The sequence below is a fragment of the Streptomyces sp. NPDC028289 genome (genome assembly GCF_055565975.1).
Genome location: NZ_JBVHTI010000008.1, coordinates 397,902 through 415,491, shown reverse-complemented (window position 1 = coordinate 415,491; position 17,590 = coordinate 397,902). Strand labels below are relative to the sequence as shown.

The following is a 17,590-nucleotide window of genomic DNA, read 5'->3' as shown; positions in this document are numbered from 1 at the left end:
AAGCGGTCTGCGAAGGGGATCAGCCGGTGTATCCGGCGAAGACGCGCGTGTAGTCCCAGTCGGACTGGCTCACGCCGGAGCAGCTGTCGGCGGAGCCGCCGGTGCAGGGCCGGTCGCGGTTGGCGGACCAGAAGGTGAGCCGGGCCAGGTGGTGCTGCTGGGCGTAGGCGAGGATGGTCCGGAAGTCGTTCACGGTCACCGTCTCGTTGTTGTCGGTGATGCCGTTCATGGACGAGATGCCCATGTCCCGGTAGGCCGTGTCGTCGCTGTAGCCGTACGCGGCCTTCAGGGCGTTCTTGAGCCCCTCGGCGGCCTGGGTGGTGAGGTTGCCCATGTTCTGGCCGGCGCCGCCGAAGTCGAACGGCATGATGGCCCAGGCGTCGACGGTCAGCCCGGAGGACGCGGCCCGGTTGATCAGGCTGGTGTCCGGACCGCTCTGGCCGGTTCCGATGGTGATGTACACCTTCAGGCCGGAGTTGTTGGCCTTCACCGTCTTCAGCGCGTCCACGACCCGCTGCTGCACGGTCCCGTTGCTGTAGGCGTCGGCTTCGAGGTCGATGTCGATGGCCTTGAGACCGCCGTAGGCGTTGATGACCTTCTGGTAGGCCGCCGCCAGCTCGCCCGCGCTGGAGCAGGAGCTCTCCAGCTTGTTGCCGCTGTAGCCGCCGAAGGACGGGATGACGTCACCGCCGTTCGCGCGCACGGTGTTGACGGTCTGCTGGTCGACCCCGCCGGTCAGCGCCCGGCTGCCGTCCCACTGCGGGTTGCAGTAGCCGTTGCTGAGGACGAACGCGAGCGTGTAGTACTTCACGCCGGTCGCGTTGGTGATGGTGGTCGGGCTCGGCGGGTCGCCCCAGCCGTTGTAGAGGTAGGGCGCCACGGCCATCGGCGAGGACGGGGTGGTGCCGCCGCCGGACGCGGGGGCCGTCCACTTCTGGTTGGCGGTGCCCGCGCAGGTCCAGATCTGTATCCGGGTGCCGTTGGCGGAGTTGTTGTCGGTGACGTCCATGCACTTGTTCGCCTGCGGGTTGACGATGTCGTGCGCGGACGACACGGCCCACTTCTGGTTCGCGCCGCCGGAACACGTCCACAGCTGCAGCTTGGCGCCGTCGGCCGTCGAATTGCCGGTCACGTCGAGACACTTGCCGAGGGCGCGGATGGTGCCGTCGCTGCCGACGGTCCACTGCTGGGCCGCGGTGCCGTTGCAGTCGTAGAGCTGTACGGCCGTGCCGTCGGCGGAGTTGGCGCCGGCGACGTCGAGGCACTTGCCGGCGAGGCCGGTGATGGTGCCGGTGGCGGCGTGCGCGGGAGCGGCGGTGAGCAGTCCTGCGGACAGGGTCAGAGCGGCTATGGAGACAGCCGTGGGGAGAGGTCTGGCCATTGCGGGGGTGGCCTTTCACGCGGGGGGATGCAGCACGGTTTGTGCTCAACGCCCGTGTTACCGCCGAGCGTTGAGCACATCCGTGAGGCTTTGTTTAAGGCGTGAAGCTAAAGGTCCGGACCATCTGCGTCAAGGGGTGCGGAGCCAATTGGACCCCGCCAGGATCGCGCCCGAAGGGGCGCGGGGCCGTGTCGCATTTGCGGCTGCCGCCGCGTGGGCGCGACCAGCCAGATCAGACGTGCACCCGGAAGCGGCCCGCAGTCCCATGGCGGGCTTCCGCCCGCTCAGACCGACGGCACCTCGGCGAACTGCGTCCGGTACAGCTCCGCGTACCGCCCCTCCGCCGCCAGAAGCGACTCGTGGGTGCCGCGCTCCACGATCTCCCCCGCCTCGACCACCAGGATCTGGTCGGCGGCCCGCACCGTCGACAGCCGGTGGGCGATGACCACGGCCGTGCGCCCCTCCAGCGCCTCGGCCAGCGCCTCCTGGACGGCCGCCTCCGAGGTGTTGTCGAGGTGGGCGGTGGCCTCGTCGAGGATGACCACGCGCTGGCGGGCCAGCAGCAGGCGGGCGATGGTCATCCGCTGCCGCTCGCCGCCGGAGAGCCGGTAGCCGCGCTCGCCGACCACCGTGTCCAGGCCGTCGGGCAGCGACCGTACGACCTCCCCGAGCCTCGCGCGGCCGAGGGCGTCCCACAGCTCCTCGTCGGTGGCGGCCGGTCGGGCGAGCAGCAGGTTGGCGCGGACGGTGTCGTGGAAGAGGTGGCCGTCCTGGGTGACCATGCCGAGGGTGGCGCGCAGCGAGCCGGCGGTCAGGTCGCGGACGTCGGTGCCGCCGATGCGGACGGTGCCCTCGTCGACGTCGTACAGGCGCGGCAGCAGCTGGGCGATGGTGGATTTGCCGGCGCCCGAGGTGCCGACGAGGGCGATCGTCTGGCCGGGTTCGGCGCGGAAGGAGATGCCGTGCAGGACCTCGCTGCCGCCGCGTGAGTCGAGGACCGCGACCTCTTCGAGGGAGGCGAGGGAGACCTGGTCGGCGGCCGGGTAGGCGAAGCGGACGTCTTCGAACTCGACGGCCACCGGGCCCTCGGGGACCTCGCGGGCGTCCGGCTTCTCCTCGATCAGGGGCTTCAGGTCGAGCACTTCGAAGACCCGCTCGAAGCTGACCAGCGCGCTCATCACCTCGACGCGGGCCCCGGCGAGGGAGGTCAGCGGGGCGTAGAGACGGGTCAGCAGCAGGGCGAGGGAGACCACCGCGCCCGGCTCCAGGGTGCCGCGCAGGGCGAACCAGCCGCCGAGGCCGTAGACCAGGGCGAGGGCGAGGGAGGAGACCAAGGTCAGGGCGGTCATGAACACCGACTGGGCGGTGGCGGTGCGCACCCCGATGTCCCGGACCCGGGCGGCACGCGCGGCGAACTCCGCCGACTCCTCCTCGGGGCGGCCGAAGAGCTTGATCAGGGTGGCGCCCGGCGCCGAGAACCGTTCGGTCATCCGGGTGCCCATGGCCGCGTTGAGCGCGGCGGCCTCCCGCTGCATCCGGGCCATCCGGCCGCCCATCCGGCGGGCGGGCACCACGAACAGCGGCAGCAGCACCAGCGCGAGCAGGGTGATCTGCCAGGACAGGGTGAGCATCACCGCGAGCGTGAGCAGCAGCGTGACCAGGTTGCTGACCACACCGGAGAGGGTGTTGGCGAAGGCCCGCTGGGCGCCGATCACGTCGTTGTTGAGACGACTGACCAGCGCTCCCGTACGGGTACGCGTGAAGAACGCGACGGGCATCCGCTGCACATGATCGAACACAGCCGTGCGCAGGTCGAGGATGAGACCCTCCCCGAGGGCCGCCGAGAGCCGCCGCCCGAGCACCCCGAGCGCCGCCTCCACGACCGCGACCAGCGCGATCAGGAGCGACAGCCGTACGACCGTGCCGGTGTCGTGGCCCGACACGATCGCGTCGACGACGTGGCCGGCGAGCACCGGGGTGGCGACGGCGAGCAGGGCGGTCAGCACCCCGAGGAGGACGAAACGGACTATGCCGGCCCGGTGCGGGCGGGCGAAGGCGGCGATACGGCGCAGCGTGGCTCGTTCGAACGGGCGCCGCTCCTGCTGGGCGGTCATGACGCTGTGGAGCTGCGTCCAGGCGGTGGTCTCCATACTCATGAGGGAGAACGTAGGACCTCAAGCGTCGTTGAGGTCAATCTCCGCTCGCCGTCCCCCCGTACGAAGGACCCGATGAGCCCTCACCTGGTTCCCGGCCGTCATCCGGCGTCCTCTCTTCCGCCACCCGCAGTTGGGGCGGCGCGGAAAACCTCTCCCGGTGTGACAGCGGTAAGAATCCCCGGCTTCCGTGAGAGCCGTCTCCCCCGGCTCGCCCGTCGTATCCCCTGGCGGCACATCCTCACGCTCATCCCGCTCGTGCTGGTCGCGGTCATCGCGGTGCAGCACTGGCCGGTCCTCGTCGAGGGCTTCGGCCACCTGCGCGACGCCTCCTGGCCCTGGCTGCTGGCGGCCGGCGGTGCCACCTGTCTGACCTGGGTGGCCGCCGCCTTCACCCGGCAGGGTGCCGTGATCCAGCCGCTGCCCCGCTGGCGGCTGCTGGCCACCCAGCTCGCGGCGGGCTCGGCCAACCACCTGCTGCCCACCGGGCTCGGCTCGGGCGCGGTCAACCTGCGGTTCATGACCGTGTGCGGGGTGCCGCTCGCCACCTCCTCCGCCGCGCTCGCCCTCTATCTGCTTGCCGAGTCGATCGCCCGCGTGGGCCTGATGGCCGTGTTCTTCGTCGCCTTCCCCGACGCCCTGCGGCTCGACGGCCTGCTCCCCGACGGGGACCTCGGACCGGTCCTGGCCGTCGCCGGCACCGTGGTGGCCGTGGCGCTGGCCGCGCTGTTCCGCGTACGACGGGTGCGCGAGCCGGTGATCCGCTTCGTGCGCAGCGCCCTGGGCGAGGCGCGCTCGGTGCACACGCGTCCGTCCCGGGCGCTGGCGCTGTGGGGCGGCTCGCTCGCCTTCCCCGCGCTCCAGGCGGCCGGTCTGGTGGCGGTGGGGCGGGCCCTGGGCCTCGACGTGCCGCCCGCGCACATGGCGCTGGCGTACCTGGCGGCCACGGTCGCCGTCGCCCTGATTCCCACCCCGGGCGGCCTGGGTTCGGTGGAGGCTGCGCTGATCGTGGCGCTGGTGGCGGCCGGCGGTCCGGTCGCGGTGGCCACGGCCGTCGTCCTCGCGTACCGGATCATCACCGTGTGGGTGCCGTTGCTGCCGGGAGCCCTGACACTGGGAGCGCTGGTACGTCTGAAGGTCATCTGAGAGCTCGCTGCGGAGGAAACGCATGCCGGTCCGCCTCGAAAGCAAGGGTCCTGTCACCACGGTCGTCCTCTCCCGGCCCGGGGTGCGCAACGCGGTCGACGGGCCGACGGCGTCCGAACTGGCCACCGCTTTCCGGGAGTTCGAGGCGGACGACGAGGCCCGGGTGGCGGTGCTGTGGGGCGAGGGCGGCACGTTCTGCGCGGGCGCCGACCTCAAGGCGATGGGCGCCGGGCACGGCAACCGGGTGGCGGCGGACGGCGACGGCCCGATGGGCCCGACCCGGCTGCGCCTCTCCAAGCCCGTGATCGCCGCGATAGCCGGACACGCCGTGGCCGGCGGCCTGGAGCTGGCCCTCTGGTGCGACCTGCGGGTCGCCGAGGAGGACGCGGTGTTCGGCGTCTTCTGCCGCCGCTGGCGCGTGCCCCTGATCGACGGCGGCACGGTACGGCTGCCCCGGCTGATCGGCACCGGCCGGGCGATGGACCTGATCCTCACCGGCCGCCCGGTCCCGGCCTCCGAGGCGTACGAGATGGGCCTGGCCAACCGGCTCGTCCCGGCCGGCCGCTCCCGCGAGGCGGCCGAGGAACTGGCCGCTTCCATCGCGGCTTTCCCGCAGGCCTGCCTGCGCAGCGACCGCGCGTCGGTGCTGGACCAGGAGGGGCTGGACGAGCCGGCGGCGATGGACGCCGAGATCCGCTACGGCATGGCCGTGCTGGCGGAAGGCCTGGAAGGCGCGGCGCGGTTCGCGGCGGGCGCGGGCCGGCACGGCTCCTTCACGGACGGCTGACCAGCCACTCCAGCACCGCCCTGCCCGCCTCGACGCCGTCCCGGGCCGCCGCCCGGACGTCCAGCCCCGGCTGCCGCAGACCGCCGACGGCGAAGACCCCCGGGCGGTCGGTGTACGGCCCGGGAGCCAGGGCGATCCGGCCCCGGCGGGCGAGTTCGTCCTCGGCGGCGAAGTCCCCGGTGAAGACGACGGTGTCGCAGGCGAGGACGCCGGTACGCCCGTCGCGGTGCCGGATCCGCACGCCGGACAGCCGCCCGTGCCCGAGGATCTCGGCGACCGTCGTGCCGGTGAGCAGCGGGATGCGGGAGCGGAGCCGGGCGTCCAGGGCACGGACGGATCCGGCGGCGCGCGGCCGGTCGGTGACCATCGCGACGACCTCCGCGCCGGCCGTCCGCACGGTCCCGGCAGCGGCGTACGACACGTCCTCGGCCCCGACGACCACCGCCCGCTCGCCGATCGGCTGCCGGTAGCGGTGCACGGCCTGCAGCAGCTCGCCGCCGGTGTGGATCCCGGCCGGCCGGGTGCCGGGGATCAGCCGTGCCGCGCGGGGGCGTTCGTAGGCACCGGTGGCGAGGACCACCGCCCGTGCGGTGACCGTCTCCGGGCCGCGCACGCCGATCGTGGCGAGAACCGAGCGCTCCGCTTGCCGTGTGTCGGCTGCGGCGCCGTCGTGGCCGGTCGCGCAGTTCCTCCCCCAGCCTTCGGCCGGGGGTACCCCCAGCGCCCCGAGGGGCGCTGTCGAGCCGGCCCAGTCCAGCACGGTCACCCCCGTACGGACCACCGCTCCCGCCCGCGCCGCCGCCTCGACGAGCAGGCCGGCGTACGCCGGGCCGGTCAACGGCCGGGTCCAGGTCCCGAATCCGCCGTGGGCGCAGTACCGCGGCACTCCCCCGGCCTCCGGTTCCCGCTCCAGCACCTCGACCCGGCCGACTCCGGCGGCGGCGAGCCGGGCGGCGGCCGCGAGTCCGGCGGGGCCGGCACCGACGACGAGGACGTCGACGTGGCGTTCCGCGGTCACGGCCGGCCCGCCCTCTCGAACAGCTCCCGGACCGTCGCCCCGCAGTGGAAGCCCTGACAGCGGCCCGCCCCGGCCCGGGTACGGCGGCGCAGGCCCGGCAGGCTGCGCGGCGGGATCGTACCGGCGAGGGCGTCCCGGATCTCGCCGAGGGTGACGTGCTCACAGTGGCAGACGATGACGTGACCGCCTTGCCGATGAGGGCGGGGGAAGCCCGCGCCGAGGTTCGGCATGCGCACCGGTTCCAGGTCGACGGGGTCCTTCAGGCCGAGGCCCGAGTCCCGCAGCAGTCCGGTGACATGGGAGGCGATGGCGAGCGACGCGCTGAGGCCCGTGGAGCGGATGCCGCCGACGGTGACGTACGCCTGGTCGGGGTGGGCGGAGATGCGGTAGTCCTCGTGCTCGGTGGCGGCGCGCAGCCCGGCGTAGACGGCGGTGACCTCCTCGTCCAGGAGGGCGGGCAGGATGCGGCGGCCCTGTGCGCGCAGCGCCGCGAGTCCCTGCGCGGTCGACTGGGTGGCGGTCCTGTCGTCCAGGTCCTCGGCGGTGGGGCCGAGCAGGACGTTGCCGTAGACCGTGGGGGTCACCAGGACGCCCTTGCCGAGGGCCGTGGGGACCGGCAGCAGGATGTGCCGGACGAGGTCGCGGGCGAGCCTGTCGTAGACGATGAGCTGCCCCCGGCGCGGGGTGACGGTGAAGGTGCGGTGGCCGAGGAGGCGGTCGAGGGTGTCGGCGTGCAGGCCGGCCGCGTTGACCAGGTGGCGGGTGTGGAGGGGGCCGCGCGAGGTGGTGAGGGTGTGCACGCCGTCGCGTCGTCCCGCCCCCGTCACCCGGGTGTTGAGGTGGAGGTCGACGCCGCCTCGGACCGCCTGGGTGGCGTAGGCCAGGGTGGTGCTCCACGGGCAGACGATGCGCTCGCCGGGCACGTGCAGGGCACCGAGGGCACCGGGGCCGAGGCGGGGTTCGCGGGCGTACAGCCCGGCGGCGTCCAACCGGGCGGTGTCGTGGCAGTCGTTGCGTACGGCCTTACGTGCGAGGTCCGGCAGGGCGGCCAGTTGCTCCTGGTCCCAGGCGACCAGCAGCGCGCCGACCGGCTCGACCGGGATGCCGGACTGGGCGGCGTAGGCGGCGAGGAGGCGGGCGCCCTCGCGGACGAGGCGCGCCTCCAGGGTGCCGGGGCGGGCGTCGAAACCGGTGTGCAGGATGGCGGTGTTGGCCTTCGAGGTGCCCTGGCCGACGTCGTCCTGGGCCTCGACGAGAGCGACGTCGAGGTACGGGTGGCGGGCGAGTTCGCGGGCGATCGCGCTGCCGACGACCCCGGCGCCGACGACCGTCACGTCGTACGGGACGCCGGGCAGGGGTCCTGCGGCGGTGACCCTCACCGGGGCAGTCCCGGCCCGGCCACCGGCCCGTCCAGCAGGGCGGCGACGGCGGCGCGGAAGACCCCGAGGCGGTCGGCGGCCTCGGCGGCGGAGATGCGCGGCTCGTAGACGGCCGAGGGGCCGCCGTCGGGCAGGAAGTCGACGGGGTCGCTGCCGAGGTGGGCCAGCGCGCCCACGCCGAGGGCGGTGGCGTCGGGCAGCGTGGACACCTCGACGGGGCGTTGCAGCAGGTCGGCCTGGGTCTGCATGAGCAGGGCCGAGCGGGTCAGGCCGCCGTCGACGCGCAGCGCGGTCAGCGGGGTGCCGAGGTCGTTCTGGGCGGCTTCGGCGAGCTCCACCACCTGGGCGGCGAGGCCCTCGCACAGGGCCCGCACCAGCTGCCCGGGGCCGGTGTCGAGGCCGAGCCCGGTCAGGGAGCCGCGCAGCTCGCCGCGCCACCAGGGGGCGGCGAGCCCGGCCAGCGCGGGGACGAAGGTGACCCCGCCGGCGTCCGGGACGGCGCCGCCCACCCGGTCCAGGTCGGCGGGGCCCGAGATCACGCCGAGGTCGGTGAGCCAGCGCACGGCGGAGGCGGCGGTGTACACCTGGCCGTCCAGGCAGTAGGCGGCCTCTCCGGCGAGGCGCCAGGCGACGCAGCCGACCAGTCCGGAGCTGCTGTGCCGGGGTGTGTCACCGGTGTGCGCGAGCAGGAACGCCCCGGTGCCGTAGGTGCACTTGGCGGCGCCGGGGCCGGTGATGCGCTGGGCGAGGAGGGCGGCCTGCTGGTCGACGGCGAGGCCGGTGAGCGGGATCTTGTCCCCGAACTCCTTCGTCGTGCCCACGAGTTGGGCGTTGTCGACGATGTCGGGGAGATGCTCGGCGGACAGCCCGTAGAGGTCGAGGGCGCGCGAGGACCACTGCACCCGGTCCAGGTCGAGGAGGTGGGTGCGGCTCGCGGTGGCGGCGTCGGTGACGTAGGCGCCGGTGAGCTGGTGGACCAGCCAGGCGTCGGTGGTGGTGACGACTCCCTCGGTGGTGAGGTTCCGGCGGATCCAGGCCATCTTGGGCGCGGCGAAGTAGGGGTCGAGCGGGAGGCCGGTGAGGGCGCGTAACTCCTCGGCGTGGTCTGCCAGCCCGGCGCAGACCGGTTCGGCCCGGCGGTCCTGCCAGACGAGGGCGTCGGTGAGCGGACGCCCGGTGCCGGGGTCCCAGGCGAGGACGGTCTCGCCCTGGTTGGCCAGGCCGAGCGCGGTCACCGGCTCGCCGGCCTCGGCGAGCGCCCGGCGGCCGGCGACGAGCACCGACTCGTACAGCTCCACGGGGTCGGCCTCCACCCGGCCACCGGGCAGGTGCCGGGGCCGGACGGCGACGAATCCGGTGCCGATGACGCCCCGTTCGGGACAGATCACCAGGGCCTTGGTACCGGACGTGCCCTGGTCGACTGCGAGCACCGGACCTGTCATCGAACCTCCCTGACGATCACTGCGCGACAGCCTGCCCCAGGGGCACCGGGCAGCACAAGCGCACACGGGTTCGGCCGGTCCGAACCTCCGCGCGGATACGGCAGGATGAGCGGTTGCACAACCGAATGGGAGGTAACCGGTGAACCGAGCGCTCACCGTCCATGACCTGGTCCTGGCCGGAATCGCCCTCGCGGCGGGCCTGTTGCTGGCCTTTCTGTCGCGCGGCATGCTGCGCTGGCTGGCCAGGCACGCGAAGCGGACCCGCTGGAGCGGTGACGACGTCATCGTGGACGCGCTGCGCACGGTGGTCCCGTGGGCGGCGCTCGCGGGCGGGGCGGCGGCCGCGGCGGCGGTGCTGCCGCTGACCAGGACGGTCCAGCACCACACGAACCAGTGCCTCCAGGTGCTGCTCATCTTCGCGGTGACGGTGTCGGCGGCGCGGGTGATCGCCGGGCTCGTGCAGTCGGTCACCCAGTCCCGCTCCGGGGTCGCCGGTTCGGCCACGATCTTCGTGAACATCACGCGGGTGCTGGTCCTGGCGATCGGCTTCCTGGTGATGCTCCAGGCACTGGGCATCTCCATAGCGCCCCTGCTCACCGCCCTGGGCGTGGGCGGTCTGGCGGTCGCGCTCGCCCTCCAGGACACCCTCGCCAACCTCTTCGCGGGCATTCACATCCTCGCCTCCAAGACCGTCCAGCCGGGCGACTACATCCAGCTGAGCAGCGGCGAGGAGGGCTACGTCGTGGACATCAACTGGCGCCAGACGACCGTCCGCCAGCTCTCCAACAACCTGGTGGTCATCCCCAACGGCCAGCTGGCGAAGACCAACATGACCAACTACACCCGGCCCGAGCAGCGGTTGACGATCCTGGTGCAGGTGGGTGTGGGCTACGACAGCGACCTGGACCACGTCGAGCGGGTCACGCACGAGGTCATCGCCGAGACCATGACCGAGATCACCGGCGCGGTCCCGGACCACGAGCCCGCCATCCGCTTCCACACGTTCGGCGACTCACGGATCGGCTTCACGGTGATCCTCGGTGTCGGCGAGTTCAGCGACCAGTTCCGCATCAAGCACGAGTTCATCAAGCGCCTGCACCGCCGCTACCGCGAGGAGGGCATCCGCATACCGGCGCCGGCCCGCACGGTGGCGCTCCAGCAGGGGGCGGTGGTGATCCCGCAGCAGCGCGTCACGGACGAGATGTCCGCGGGCCTGCCGCACACCGACTGAGCCCCCTGCCGGAAGTGCCGCGACATGCCGTCTGCCGTCCGCGGCGCCGTCGCGGCTGGTCGCGCCCACGCGGCGGCAGCCGCACGTCGGACACGGCCCCGCGCCCCTTCGGGGCGCTGCCGCCTACAGCGTGGCCGAGTTGTCGTGGTGGTGGCCGCCCCGCAGGCTGTGCGGGACGGCCGGGGCCGGAGTGACCGGGGTGACCGTCCAGTCGGGGTGACCGGGCATGCGTGGGGTCGTCGTGCCGTAGAGCCAGTCGCGGAGGAAGCCGGACTGGTCCTGGCCGGTGACCTCCGAGGCCACCGCGATGTAGTCCGCCGTCGAGGCCGAGCGGCACCGGAAGCGGTCCAGGAAGGTGCGCTCGACCGTGTGGAAGGCGTCCTCGCCGACCAGCTCGCGGAAGGCGTACAGGACCAGGACGCCGCCGAGGTAGCGCTGGCTGTCGAAGAGGTCGACCTCGTTCGGGGCGGCGACGGGGCCGGAATCTTGGCGCCACTGGTCGCCGCGGGCGTAGGTGTCCTTCATCCGGGCCTCCATGGTGGTCATGCCCAGGGAGTCCGGCCAGCCGCGCTCGTAGCGGTAGAGCAGCCCGTAGAAGTCGGCGTGGCCCTCGTTCAGCCAGAGGTCGGCCCAGGTGGCGGGCGAGACCAGGTTGCCGAACCAGGAGTGGACCAGCTCGTGCATCATGTGCGAGCCGATCTTCGCCTCCTCCTGGAGCAGGAAGTTCGGCTTGTAGAGGGTGAGGGTCTGGGTCTCCAGACCGGTGAAGTCGAAGGCGTTCGGGTCGTCGGAGTTGCAGGGCAGCAGGCCGTACGTCTCGAACGGGAAGGCGGCGCCGAGCCGGTCCTCCAGCCAGGCGACCTGGCCCGCGGTGAGGGCGAGCGCCGGTTCCAGGGCGGCGGCGCGGGCCGTCGGGACGACGTCCCGCAACGGCAGGCCGTGCGGGCCCTGCCGGTCCTTGACCACGTAGTCGCCGACGGTGATCTGCACGAGTTCGGTGGCGATCGGCGAGCGGGACCGGTACGAGTACGCCGTACGGTCGCCCGGCAGGTTCTCGGTGCAGGTCAGCAGGCCGTTCGCGACGCCGCGCAGGCCGCTCGGGACGGTGACGCGGAAGGCGAAGTCCGCCTTGTCCGAGGGATGGTCGTTGCACGGGAAGACGGTGTGCGCGGAGTTGGGCTGCGGGCAGATCGCGAAGCCGTCCGGGGTGGGCACCCAGGCGGTGTGCGGGAGGGTGCGGCGCGGGTCGGCCGAGTAGGTCACGCACACCGTGGCGTCGGCCCGCTCGCGCAGCGGCCGGGCGGGGGTGATCCGCAGTTTCTCGTCCGCCTGCTCGAAGGCGGCGGGCCGGCCGTCGACCCGGACAGCGGATATGTCGAGGCCCAGGGCGTCCAGGGAGAAGCGGAACAGGTCCTGGGTGGTGCGGATGCGCAGGGTCGCGGTGGCGTCGACCAGGCGGGTCGTGGCGTCGTAGGCGAGGTCGAGGTCGTAGGCGTGGACCCGGTAGCCGTCGTTGCCGAGGGCCGGGTAGACGGGGTCGCCGAGGGTCTCCCGGCCCGGGGCGGGTGCGGTGCCCCCGGTCCTCGCGGCGCCGCTTTTCTCCCCCGCGGAGAAGGGACGCGCGAGGGCCGGGGCCCCCGTGGCCAGTACGGTCGCCGTGCCGAGCAGGGCGGCCGCCGGGGCCGTCATTCTGGTGCGATATCTCATGGTCCGCTTTCGCTCGGGCGGCCGGCTGGTCGGTCCGGCCGCCGGTCGATGGTGGCTCGTTCGTCTTGACCACCCTTTCGACCGATCCGGTTGCCCGTCACATGACAACCGGACGACCGGATCTTCCGAGTCGCGGACCCCTGTCGAGCATGGGTCGATCACGAGATATCTTGATGTCGAGCAATGTTGCAGACGTGGAGCGGAGCACCCGGTGACTGACTCGACCATCATCTACACCTACACAGACGAGGCCCCGGCCCTCGCGACGCACTCGTTCCTGCCGGTGATCCAGGCGTACGCCTCGCAGGCCGGTGTCGCCGTGGACACCCGCGACATCTCGCTGGCCGGGCGCATCATCGCCGTCTTCCCGGAGTACCTGAACGAGGACCAGCGCATCCCGGACGCGCTCGCCGAGCTGGGCGCGCTGGCCAAGACGCCCGAGGCCAACATCGTCAAGCTGCCGAACATCTCGGCGTCGATCCCGCAGCTGAAGGCCGCCGTCGCCGAGCTCCAGGGCAAGGGCTACGCGCTGCCGGACTACCCGGACGACCCGAAGACCGACGAGGAGCGCGACATCCGCGCCCGCTACGACAAGGTCAAGGGTTCCGCCGTGAACCCGGTCCTGCGCGAGGGCAACTCGGACCGCCGCGCCCCCGCCTCGGTCAAGAACTACGCCAAGACCCACCCGCACCGCATGGGCGCCTGGACCCCCGAGTCCAAGACCAACGTCACCACCATGGGTGAGAACGACTTCCGCTCGACCGAGAAGTCCGTCGTGATCTCCGAGGCCGGCGCGCTGCGGATCGAGCTGGTCGCCGAGGACGGCACCACCACCGTCCTCAAGGAGTCGGTACCCGTCCAGGCCGGCGAGGTCGTCGACGCCTCCGTGCTGCACGTCGCCCAGCTCAACGACTTCCTGGCCGCGCAGATCGCCCGCGCCAAGCAGGAGGACGTCCTGTTCTCCGTGCACCTGAAGGCCACGATGATGAAGGTCTCCGACCCGATCATCTTCGGTCACGTGGTGCGCGTCTTCTTCCCCAAGACGTTCGCGAAGTACGGCGAGACGCTCAAGTCGGCCGGCCTGTCCCCGAACGACGGTCTGGGCGGCATCCTCAAGGGCCTGGAGAACCTGCCCGAGGGCGCCGAGATCAAGGCCTCCTTCGAGGCCGAGATCGCCGAGGGTCCGGCCCTCGCGATGGTCGACTCCGACAAGGGCATCACCAACCTGCACGTGCCCTCCGACGTCATCATCGACGCCTCGATGCCGGCCATGATCCGCACCTCCGGCCACATGTGGGGCCCGGACGGCCAGGAGGCCGACACCCTCGCGGTCATCCCGGACTCCTCCTACGCCGGTGTCTACCAGGCCGTGATCGAGGACTGCCGCGCCAACGGCGCCTTCGACCCGTCCACCATGGGCTCCGTCCCGAACGTGGGCCTGATGGCGCAGAAGGCCGAGGAGTACGGCTCCCACGACAAGACCTTCGAGATCGCCACCGCCGGCACGGTCCGCCTGGTCGACGCGGCCGGCAACGCCGTGATCGAGCAGCCGGTCGCCGCCGGTGACATCTTCCGCGCCTGCCAGACCAAGGACGCGCCGATCAAGGACTGGGTGAAGCTCGCCGTCACCCGCGCCCGCGCCACCGGCGACCCGGCCGTCTTCTGGCTGGACGAGGGCCGCGCCCACGACGCGCAGCTGATCGCCAAGGTCAACCAGTACCTGCCGGAGCACGACACCGAGGGCCTGGACATCCGGATCCTCTCCCCGATCGAGGCCACCAAGCTGTCGGTGGAGCGCATCCGCCGCGGTGAGAACACCATCTCCGTCACCGGCAACGTGCTCCGTGACTACCTGACCGACCTCTTCCCGATCCTGGAGCTGGGCACCAGCGCCAAGATGCTGTCGGTCGTCCCGCTGATGGCGGGCGGCGGCCTGTTCGAGACGGGCGCCGGCGGCTCCGCGCCGAAGCACGTCCAGCAGCTGGTCAAGGAGAACTACCTGCGCTGGGACTCCCTCGGCGAGTTCTTCGCCCTGGTGCCGTCCTTCGAGCAGTACGCCGACTTCACCGGCAACGCCCGCGCCAAGGTGCTGGCCGACACCCTCGACCGGGCCACGGCGACCTTCCTCAACGAGGACAAGTCCCCGACCCGTCGCGTCGGCGGCATCGACAACCGCGGCAGCCACTTCTACCTGTCCCTGTACTGGGCGCAGGAGCTGGCGAAGCAGACCGACGACGCCGAGCTCGCCAAGGCGTTCGCGTCGTTCGCCGAGACGCTCACCGCCAACGAGCAGAAGATCGTCGACGAGCTGCTCGCCGTCCAGGGCTCGCCGGCCGACATCGGCGGCTACTACCAGCCCGAGAAGGCCAAGGCGGACGCGGTCATGCGCCCGTCGGCCACCTGGAACGCGGCCCTCGCGGCCCTCTAGGCCCGCCCGGCCCTCCGGGGCCGCCTCGTCCCGGACCCCGCCCCGGCAGGCATCCCGCCTGCCGGGGCGGAGCCGTGTCCGGCCCCGCGACCCGCGCATGTCGTTCGTGAAGTCTGCGTGTCACGTGCGCCGCGCGGCTGTTCCACCGTGACCTGCTGTGGTTCGCTCGACCCATGACGGTGCTTGTGACCCGACGCCACGTCGACCACGTGCGTGTCACCACCACGGGGTGTCGCACCGAGAGCTGACGCTCCGGCCCCCCCCTCGCCCTTCCCCTCCTTTGTTCTGCCGACGCGTGCCCGTGCGCGCACGCCGTCGTGCCCTTCCGCACGAGGAGCAGCACCATGAGCCAGCCCATCGACTCCGTCACCGCCGGTCACACGCCCGAGGAGGCACCCGCCGGGCCCGACGTCTCGGCCTGGTCGTTCGAGACCCGGCAGATCCACGCCGGGGCCGCGCCGGACCCGGCGACCGGCGCCCGGGCGACGCCGATCTACCAGACGACGTCGTTCGTGTTCCGGGACACCCAGCACGCCGCCGACCTGTTCTCGCTCGCCGAGCCCGGGAACATCTACACCCGCATCCACAACCCCACCCAGGACGTCTTCGAGCAGCGGATCGCCGCCCTGGAGGGCGGGGTCGCGGCGGTCGCACTGTCGTCCGGGCAGGCCGCCGAGACGCTGGCGATCCTGACGCTGGCCGGTGCGGGCGACCACATCGTGTCGAGCACGTCGCTGTACGGGGGCACCTACAACCTGTTCCGGCACACGCTGCCGAGGTTCGGCATCGAGGTGTCCTTCGTCGACGACCCGGACGACGCCGAGGCCTGGCGGGCGGCCGTCCGGCCGAACACCAAGGCGCTGTTCGCGGAGACCCTGGGCAACCCGCGCGGCAACGTGCTCGACGTGCGAGCGGTCGCGGACGTGGCGCACGCGGCGGGCGTGCCGCTGATCGTGGACAACACGGTCCCGACTCCCTACCTGCTGCGGCCTCTTGAGCACGGTGCGGACATCGTGGTGCACTCGGCGACCAAGTTCCTCGGCGGGCACGGCACGGCGATCGCGGGCGTGGTCGTCGACGGCGGGACCTTCGACTTCGGTGCGCACTCCGACCGCTTCCCCGACTTCACCGAGCCCGACCCCAGCTACCACGGTCTGCGCTACTGGCCGGCGCTCGGTCCGGGGGCGTACGCGATCAAGCTGCGGGTCCAGCTGCTGCGCGACCTCGGCCCGGCGCTCTCCCCGCACTCGGCGTTCCTGCTGCTGCAGGGCGTGGAGACGCTGAGCCTGCGGCTGGAGCGGCACTCGGCCAACGCGCAGGCGCTGGCCGAGTGGCTGGAGCAGCGCGACGAGGTCGCCGCCGTCCACTATCCGGGCCTGCCGTCCAGCCGCTGGTACGCGGCGGGACAAAAGTACCTGCCGCGCGGCGCCGGCGCGATCGTCTCCTTCGAACTGCGGGACGGGATCGAGGCGGGCAAGCGGTTCGTGGACGCGGTCGAGCTGTTCAGCCACCTCGCCAACATCGGTGACGTCCGCAGCCTGATCATCCACCCGGCGTCCACCACCCACAGCCAGCTGGACGAGGAGCAGCTGGCGGCGACCGGGACCTCGCCGGGCCTGGTGCGCCTGTCGGTCGGCATCGAGAACCTCGCCGACCTCAAGGCCGACCTGGAGGCCGGATTCCGCGCGGCCAAGGGTGCGGCGTCCTGAACGCCGCACCGCATCCCGAGGTTCCCCTCCCCCTTCCGCCGGTCCGCGGGGCCTGGCGGGAGGGGGATCCGCCGGGCCGCCGTCGGTGGTACGCGGCGGAGAAGCCGCTGCCGCTGGAGGCGGGCGGTGAACTTCCCGGCGTGCGGCTGGCGTTCGAGACCTGGGGACGGCTCGCCCCGGACGCCGGCAACGCCGTGCTCGTGCTGCACGCGCTCACCGGGGACAGTCATGTCGCCGGGCCCGCCGGTCCGGGGCATCCGGCCCCGGGCTGGTGGGAGGGCTTGATCGGGCCGGGGCTGGCGCTGGACACCGACCGCTGGTTCGTCGTCGCCCCGAACGTCCTGGGCGGCTGCCAGGGCAGCACCGGACCGGCCACGCGGCGAGCCGACGGACGTGGGGCCTGGGGCGGTGCCTTCCCCTTCCTGACCCAGCGCGACCAGGTCGCCGCCGAGGCCGGGCTGGCCGACGCCCTGGGCATCGGGCGGTGGGCGCTGGTCGTCGGAGGCTCGATGGGCGGGATGCGGGCCGTGGAGTGGGCGGTGTCGTCCCCAGAGCGGGTGGGGGCCCTGCTGCTGCTCGCCACGACGGCGGCGGCGAGCGCGGAGCAGATCGCGTGGTCGGCCGTCCAGCTCACCGCGATCCGCACCGACCCCGACTGGCAGGGCGGCGACTACCACGGCACCGGACGCGCCCCGCACACCGGCCTGGGCCTGGCCCGCCGGATCGCCCATGTCACCTACCGCAGCGAACCCGAGCTCGCGATCCGCTTCGGCAGGACCCCGCAGCACGCCGAGAACCCCTTCGCCGGCGGCCGCTACCAGGTCGAGTCGTACCTCGACCACCATGCGGCGAAGCTGGTACAGCGGTTCGACGCGGGCAGTTACGTGGTGCTGTCGGAGGCGATGAACGCCCATGACGTCGGCCGCGACCGGGGCGGGGTGCGCGCGGCCCTCGGCCGGGTCACGGCCCGCACCCTGGTGGCGGGCGTGGACTCCGACCGGCTCTATCCCCCGGTGCAGCAGGCCGAGTTGGCGGCGCTGATCCCGTCCGCGGACCGGCTCCGGGTGGTCGAGTCGCCGTACGGCCACGACGGCTTCCTGATCGAGACGGAACAGGTGGGTGCGCTGGTGCGGGAGCTGCTCGGCTGAGGGCTCGCCGAGGGCGGGGGTCCGCCTCCATGCGCTCGCGGAGCGGGACGGGAACCGTCAT

The 17,590-nt window shown here is 72.7% G+C and carries 12 protein-coding genes; 6 read left to right on the top strand and 6 right to left on the bottom strand.

Going from position 1 to position 17,590, the window contains the following annotated elements:
- Nucleotides 1-19 precede the first annotated feature (19 nt).
- The gene (locus tag ACZ4UV_RS38455) at nucleotides 20-1,381 is read right to left on the bottom strand and encodes a lectin (protein ID WP_467844465.1); all 1,362 of its coding nucleotides are present in this window, start codon (nucleotides 1,379-1,381) and stop codon (nucleotides 20-22) included.
- A 284-nt stretch (nucleotides 1,382-1,665) separates the two neighbouring features.
- Nucleotides 1,666-3,531, bottom strand: coding sequence for an ABC transporter ATP-binding protein (locus ACZ4UV_RS38450; RefSeq protein ID WP_390041759.1), 1,866 nt, complete (start codon nucleotides 3,529-3,531; stop codon nucleotides 1,666-1,668).
- Between the two features lie 165 nt (nucleotides 3,532-3,696).
- Between ACZ4UV_RS38450 and ACZ4UV_RS38445 the strand changes: the two genes are divergently transcribed.
- Together ACZ4UV_RS38445 and ACZ4UV_RS38440 are read left to right on the top strand one after the other, a co-directional pair.
- Nucleotides 3,697-4,680, top strand: coding sequence for a lysylphosphatidylglycerol synthase transmembrane domain-containing protein (locus ACZ4UV_RS38445; protein ID WP_451016667.1), 984 nt, complete (start codon nucleotides 3,697-3,699; stop codon nucleotides 4,678-4,680).
- 22 nt (nucleotides 4,681-4,702) lie between these two features.
- Entirely contained in the window at nucleotides 4,703-5,467 is a 765-nt protein-coding gene (locus tag ACZ4UV_RS38440; RefSeq protein WP_467844464.1) for a crotonase/enoyl-CoA hydratase family protein, read from the top strand.
- Here the strand turns inward: ACZ4UV_RS38440 and ACZ4UV_RS38435 are convergent.
- Genes ACZ4UV_RS38435 through ACZ4UV_RS38425 form a run of 3 tightly spaced genes read right to left on the bottom strand, consistent with a single transcriptional unit; the run spans nucleotide 5,454 to nucleotide 9,306 of the window.
- A complete protein-coding gene (locus tag ACZ4UV_RS38435) occupies nucleotides 5,454-6,485 on the bottom strand; it encodes an FAD-dependent oxidoreductase (RefSeq protein WP_467844462.1) in 1,032 nt (343 codons plus the stop codon). The two genes, ACZ4UV_RS38440 and ACZ4UV_RS38435, sit on opposite strands and share 14 nt — an antisense overlap.
- Entirely contained in the window at nucleotides 6,482-7,864 is a 1,383-nt protein-coding gene (locus ACZ4UV_RS38430) for an FAD-dependent oxidoreductase (RefSeq protein WP_451017093.1), read from the bottom strand. Before ACZ4UV_RS38430 ends, ACZ4UV_RS38435 begins: the two co-directional genes overlap by 4 nt.
- Nucleotides 7,861-9,306: an FGGY family carbohydrate kinase gene (locus ACZ4UV_RS38425; protein WP_467844459.1), complete on the bottom strand. Its 1,446-nt coding sequence runs from the start codon at nucleotides 9,304-9,306 to the stop codon at nucleotides 7,861-7,863. Before ACZ4UV_RS38425 ends, ACZ4UV_RS38430 begins: the two co-directional genes overlap by 4 nt.
- Nucleotides 9,307-9,445: 139 nt before the next feature.
- On the opposite strand from ACZ4UV_RS38425, the gene ACZ4UV_RS38420 reads away from it, so the two are divergent.
- Nucleotides 9,446-10,537 carry a mechanosensitive ion channel family protein gene (locus tag ACZ4UV_RS38420; RefSeq protein WP_451017091.1) on the top strand — a complete coding sequence of 364 codons (1,092 nt, stop codon included), beginning with the start codon at nucleotides 9,446-9,448 and terminating at the stop codon, nucleotides 10,535-10,537.
- A 123-nt stretch (nucleotides 10,538-10,660) separates the two neighbouring features.
- On the opposite strand, the gene ACZ4UV_RS38415 is transcribed toward ACZ4UV_RS38420, so the two are convergent.
- Complete coding sequence (locus ACZ4UV_RS38415; protein ID WP_451017090.1) at nucleotides 10,661-12,226, bottom strand: M1 family metallopeptidase; 1,566 nt, start codon at nucleotides 12,224-12,226, stop codon at nucleotides 10,661-10,663.
- A 229-nt stretch (nucleotides 12,227-12,455) separates the two neighbouring features.
- Between ACZ4UV_RS38415 and ACZ4UV_RS38410 the strand changes: the two genes are divergently transcribed.
- From ACZ4UV_RS38410 to metX, 3 genes are all read left to right on the top strand, one after another.
- Entirely contained in the window at nucleotides 12,456-14,672 is a 2,217-nt protein-coding gene (locus ACZ4UV_RS38410; protein WP_451017089.1) for an NADP-dependent isocitrate dehydrogenase, read from the top strand.
- 344 nt (nucleotides 14,673-15,016) lie between these two features.
- Nucleotides 15,017-16,381 (top strand): bifunctional o-acetylhomoserine/o-acetylserine sulfhydrylase, encoded by a 1,365-nt coding sequence (locus ACZ4UV_RS38405; protein WP_467844455.1) that lies wholly within the window; start codon nucleotides 15,017-15,019, stop codon nucleotides 16,379-16,381.
- A complete protein-coding gene (gene metX / locus ACZ4UV_RS38400) occupies nucleotides 16,378-17,529 on the top strand; it encodes a homoserine O-acetyltransferase MetX (RefSeq protein WP_451017095.1) in 1,152 nt (383 codons plus the stop codon). The genes ACZ4UV_RS38405 and metX overlap by 4 nt, the downstream gene beginning before the upstream one ends.
- Nucleotides 17,530-17,590: the final 61 nt, after the last annotated feature.

Bases quoted from the DNA above. Each gene is read 5' to 3' on its own strand.
- ACZ4UV_RS38405 (WP_467844455.1), top strand. From the start codon at position 15,017: ATGAGCCAGCCCATCGACTCCGTCACCGCCGGTCACACGCCCGAGGAG.
- ACZ4UV_RS38425 (WP_467844459.1), bottom strand. From the start codon at position 9,306: ATGACAGGTCCGGTGCTCGCAGTCGACCAGGGCACGTCCGGTACCAAG.
- ACZ4UV_RS38455 (WP_467844465.1), bottom strand. From the start codon at position 1,381: ATGGCCAGACCTCTCCCCACGGCTGTCTCCATAGCCGCTCTGACCCTG.
- ACZ4UV_RS38415 (WP_451017090.1), bottom strand. From the start codon at position 12,226: ATGACGGCCCCGGCGGCCGCCCTGCTCGGCACGGCGACCGTACTGGCC.
- ACZ4UV_RS38450 (WP_390041759.1), bottom strand. From the start codon at position 3,531: ATGGAGACCACCGCCTGGACGCAGCTCCACAGCGTCATGACCGCCCAG.
- ACZ4UV_RS38440 (WP_467844464.1), top strand. From the start codon at position 4,703: ATGCCGGTCCGCCTCGAAAGCAAGGGTCCTGTCACCACGGTCGTCCTC.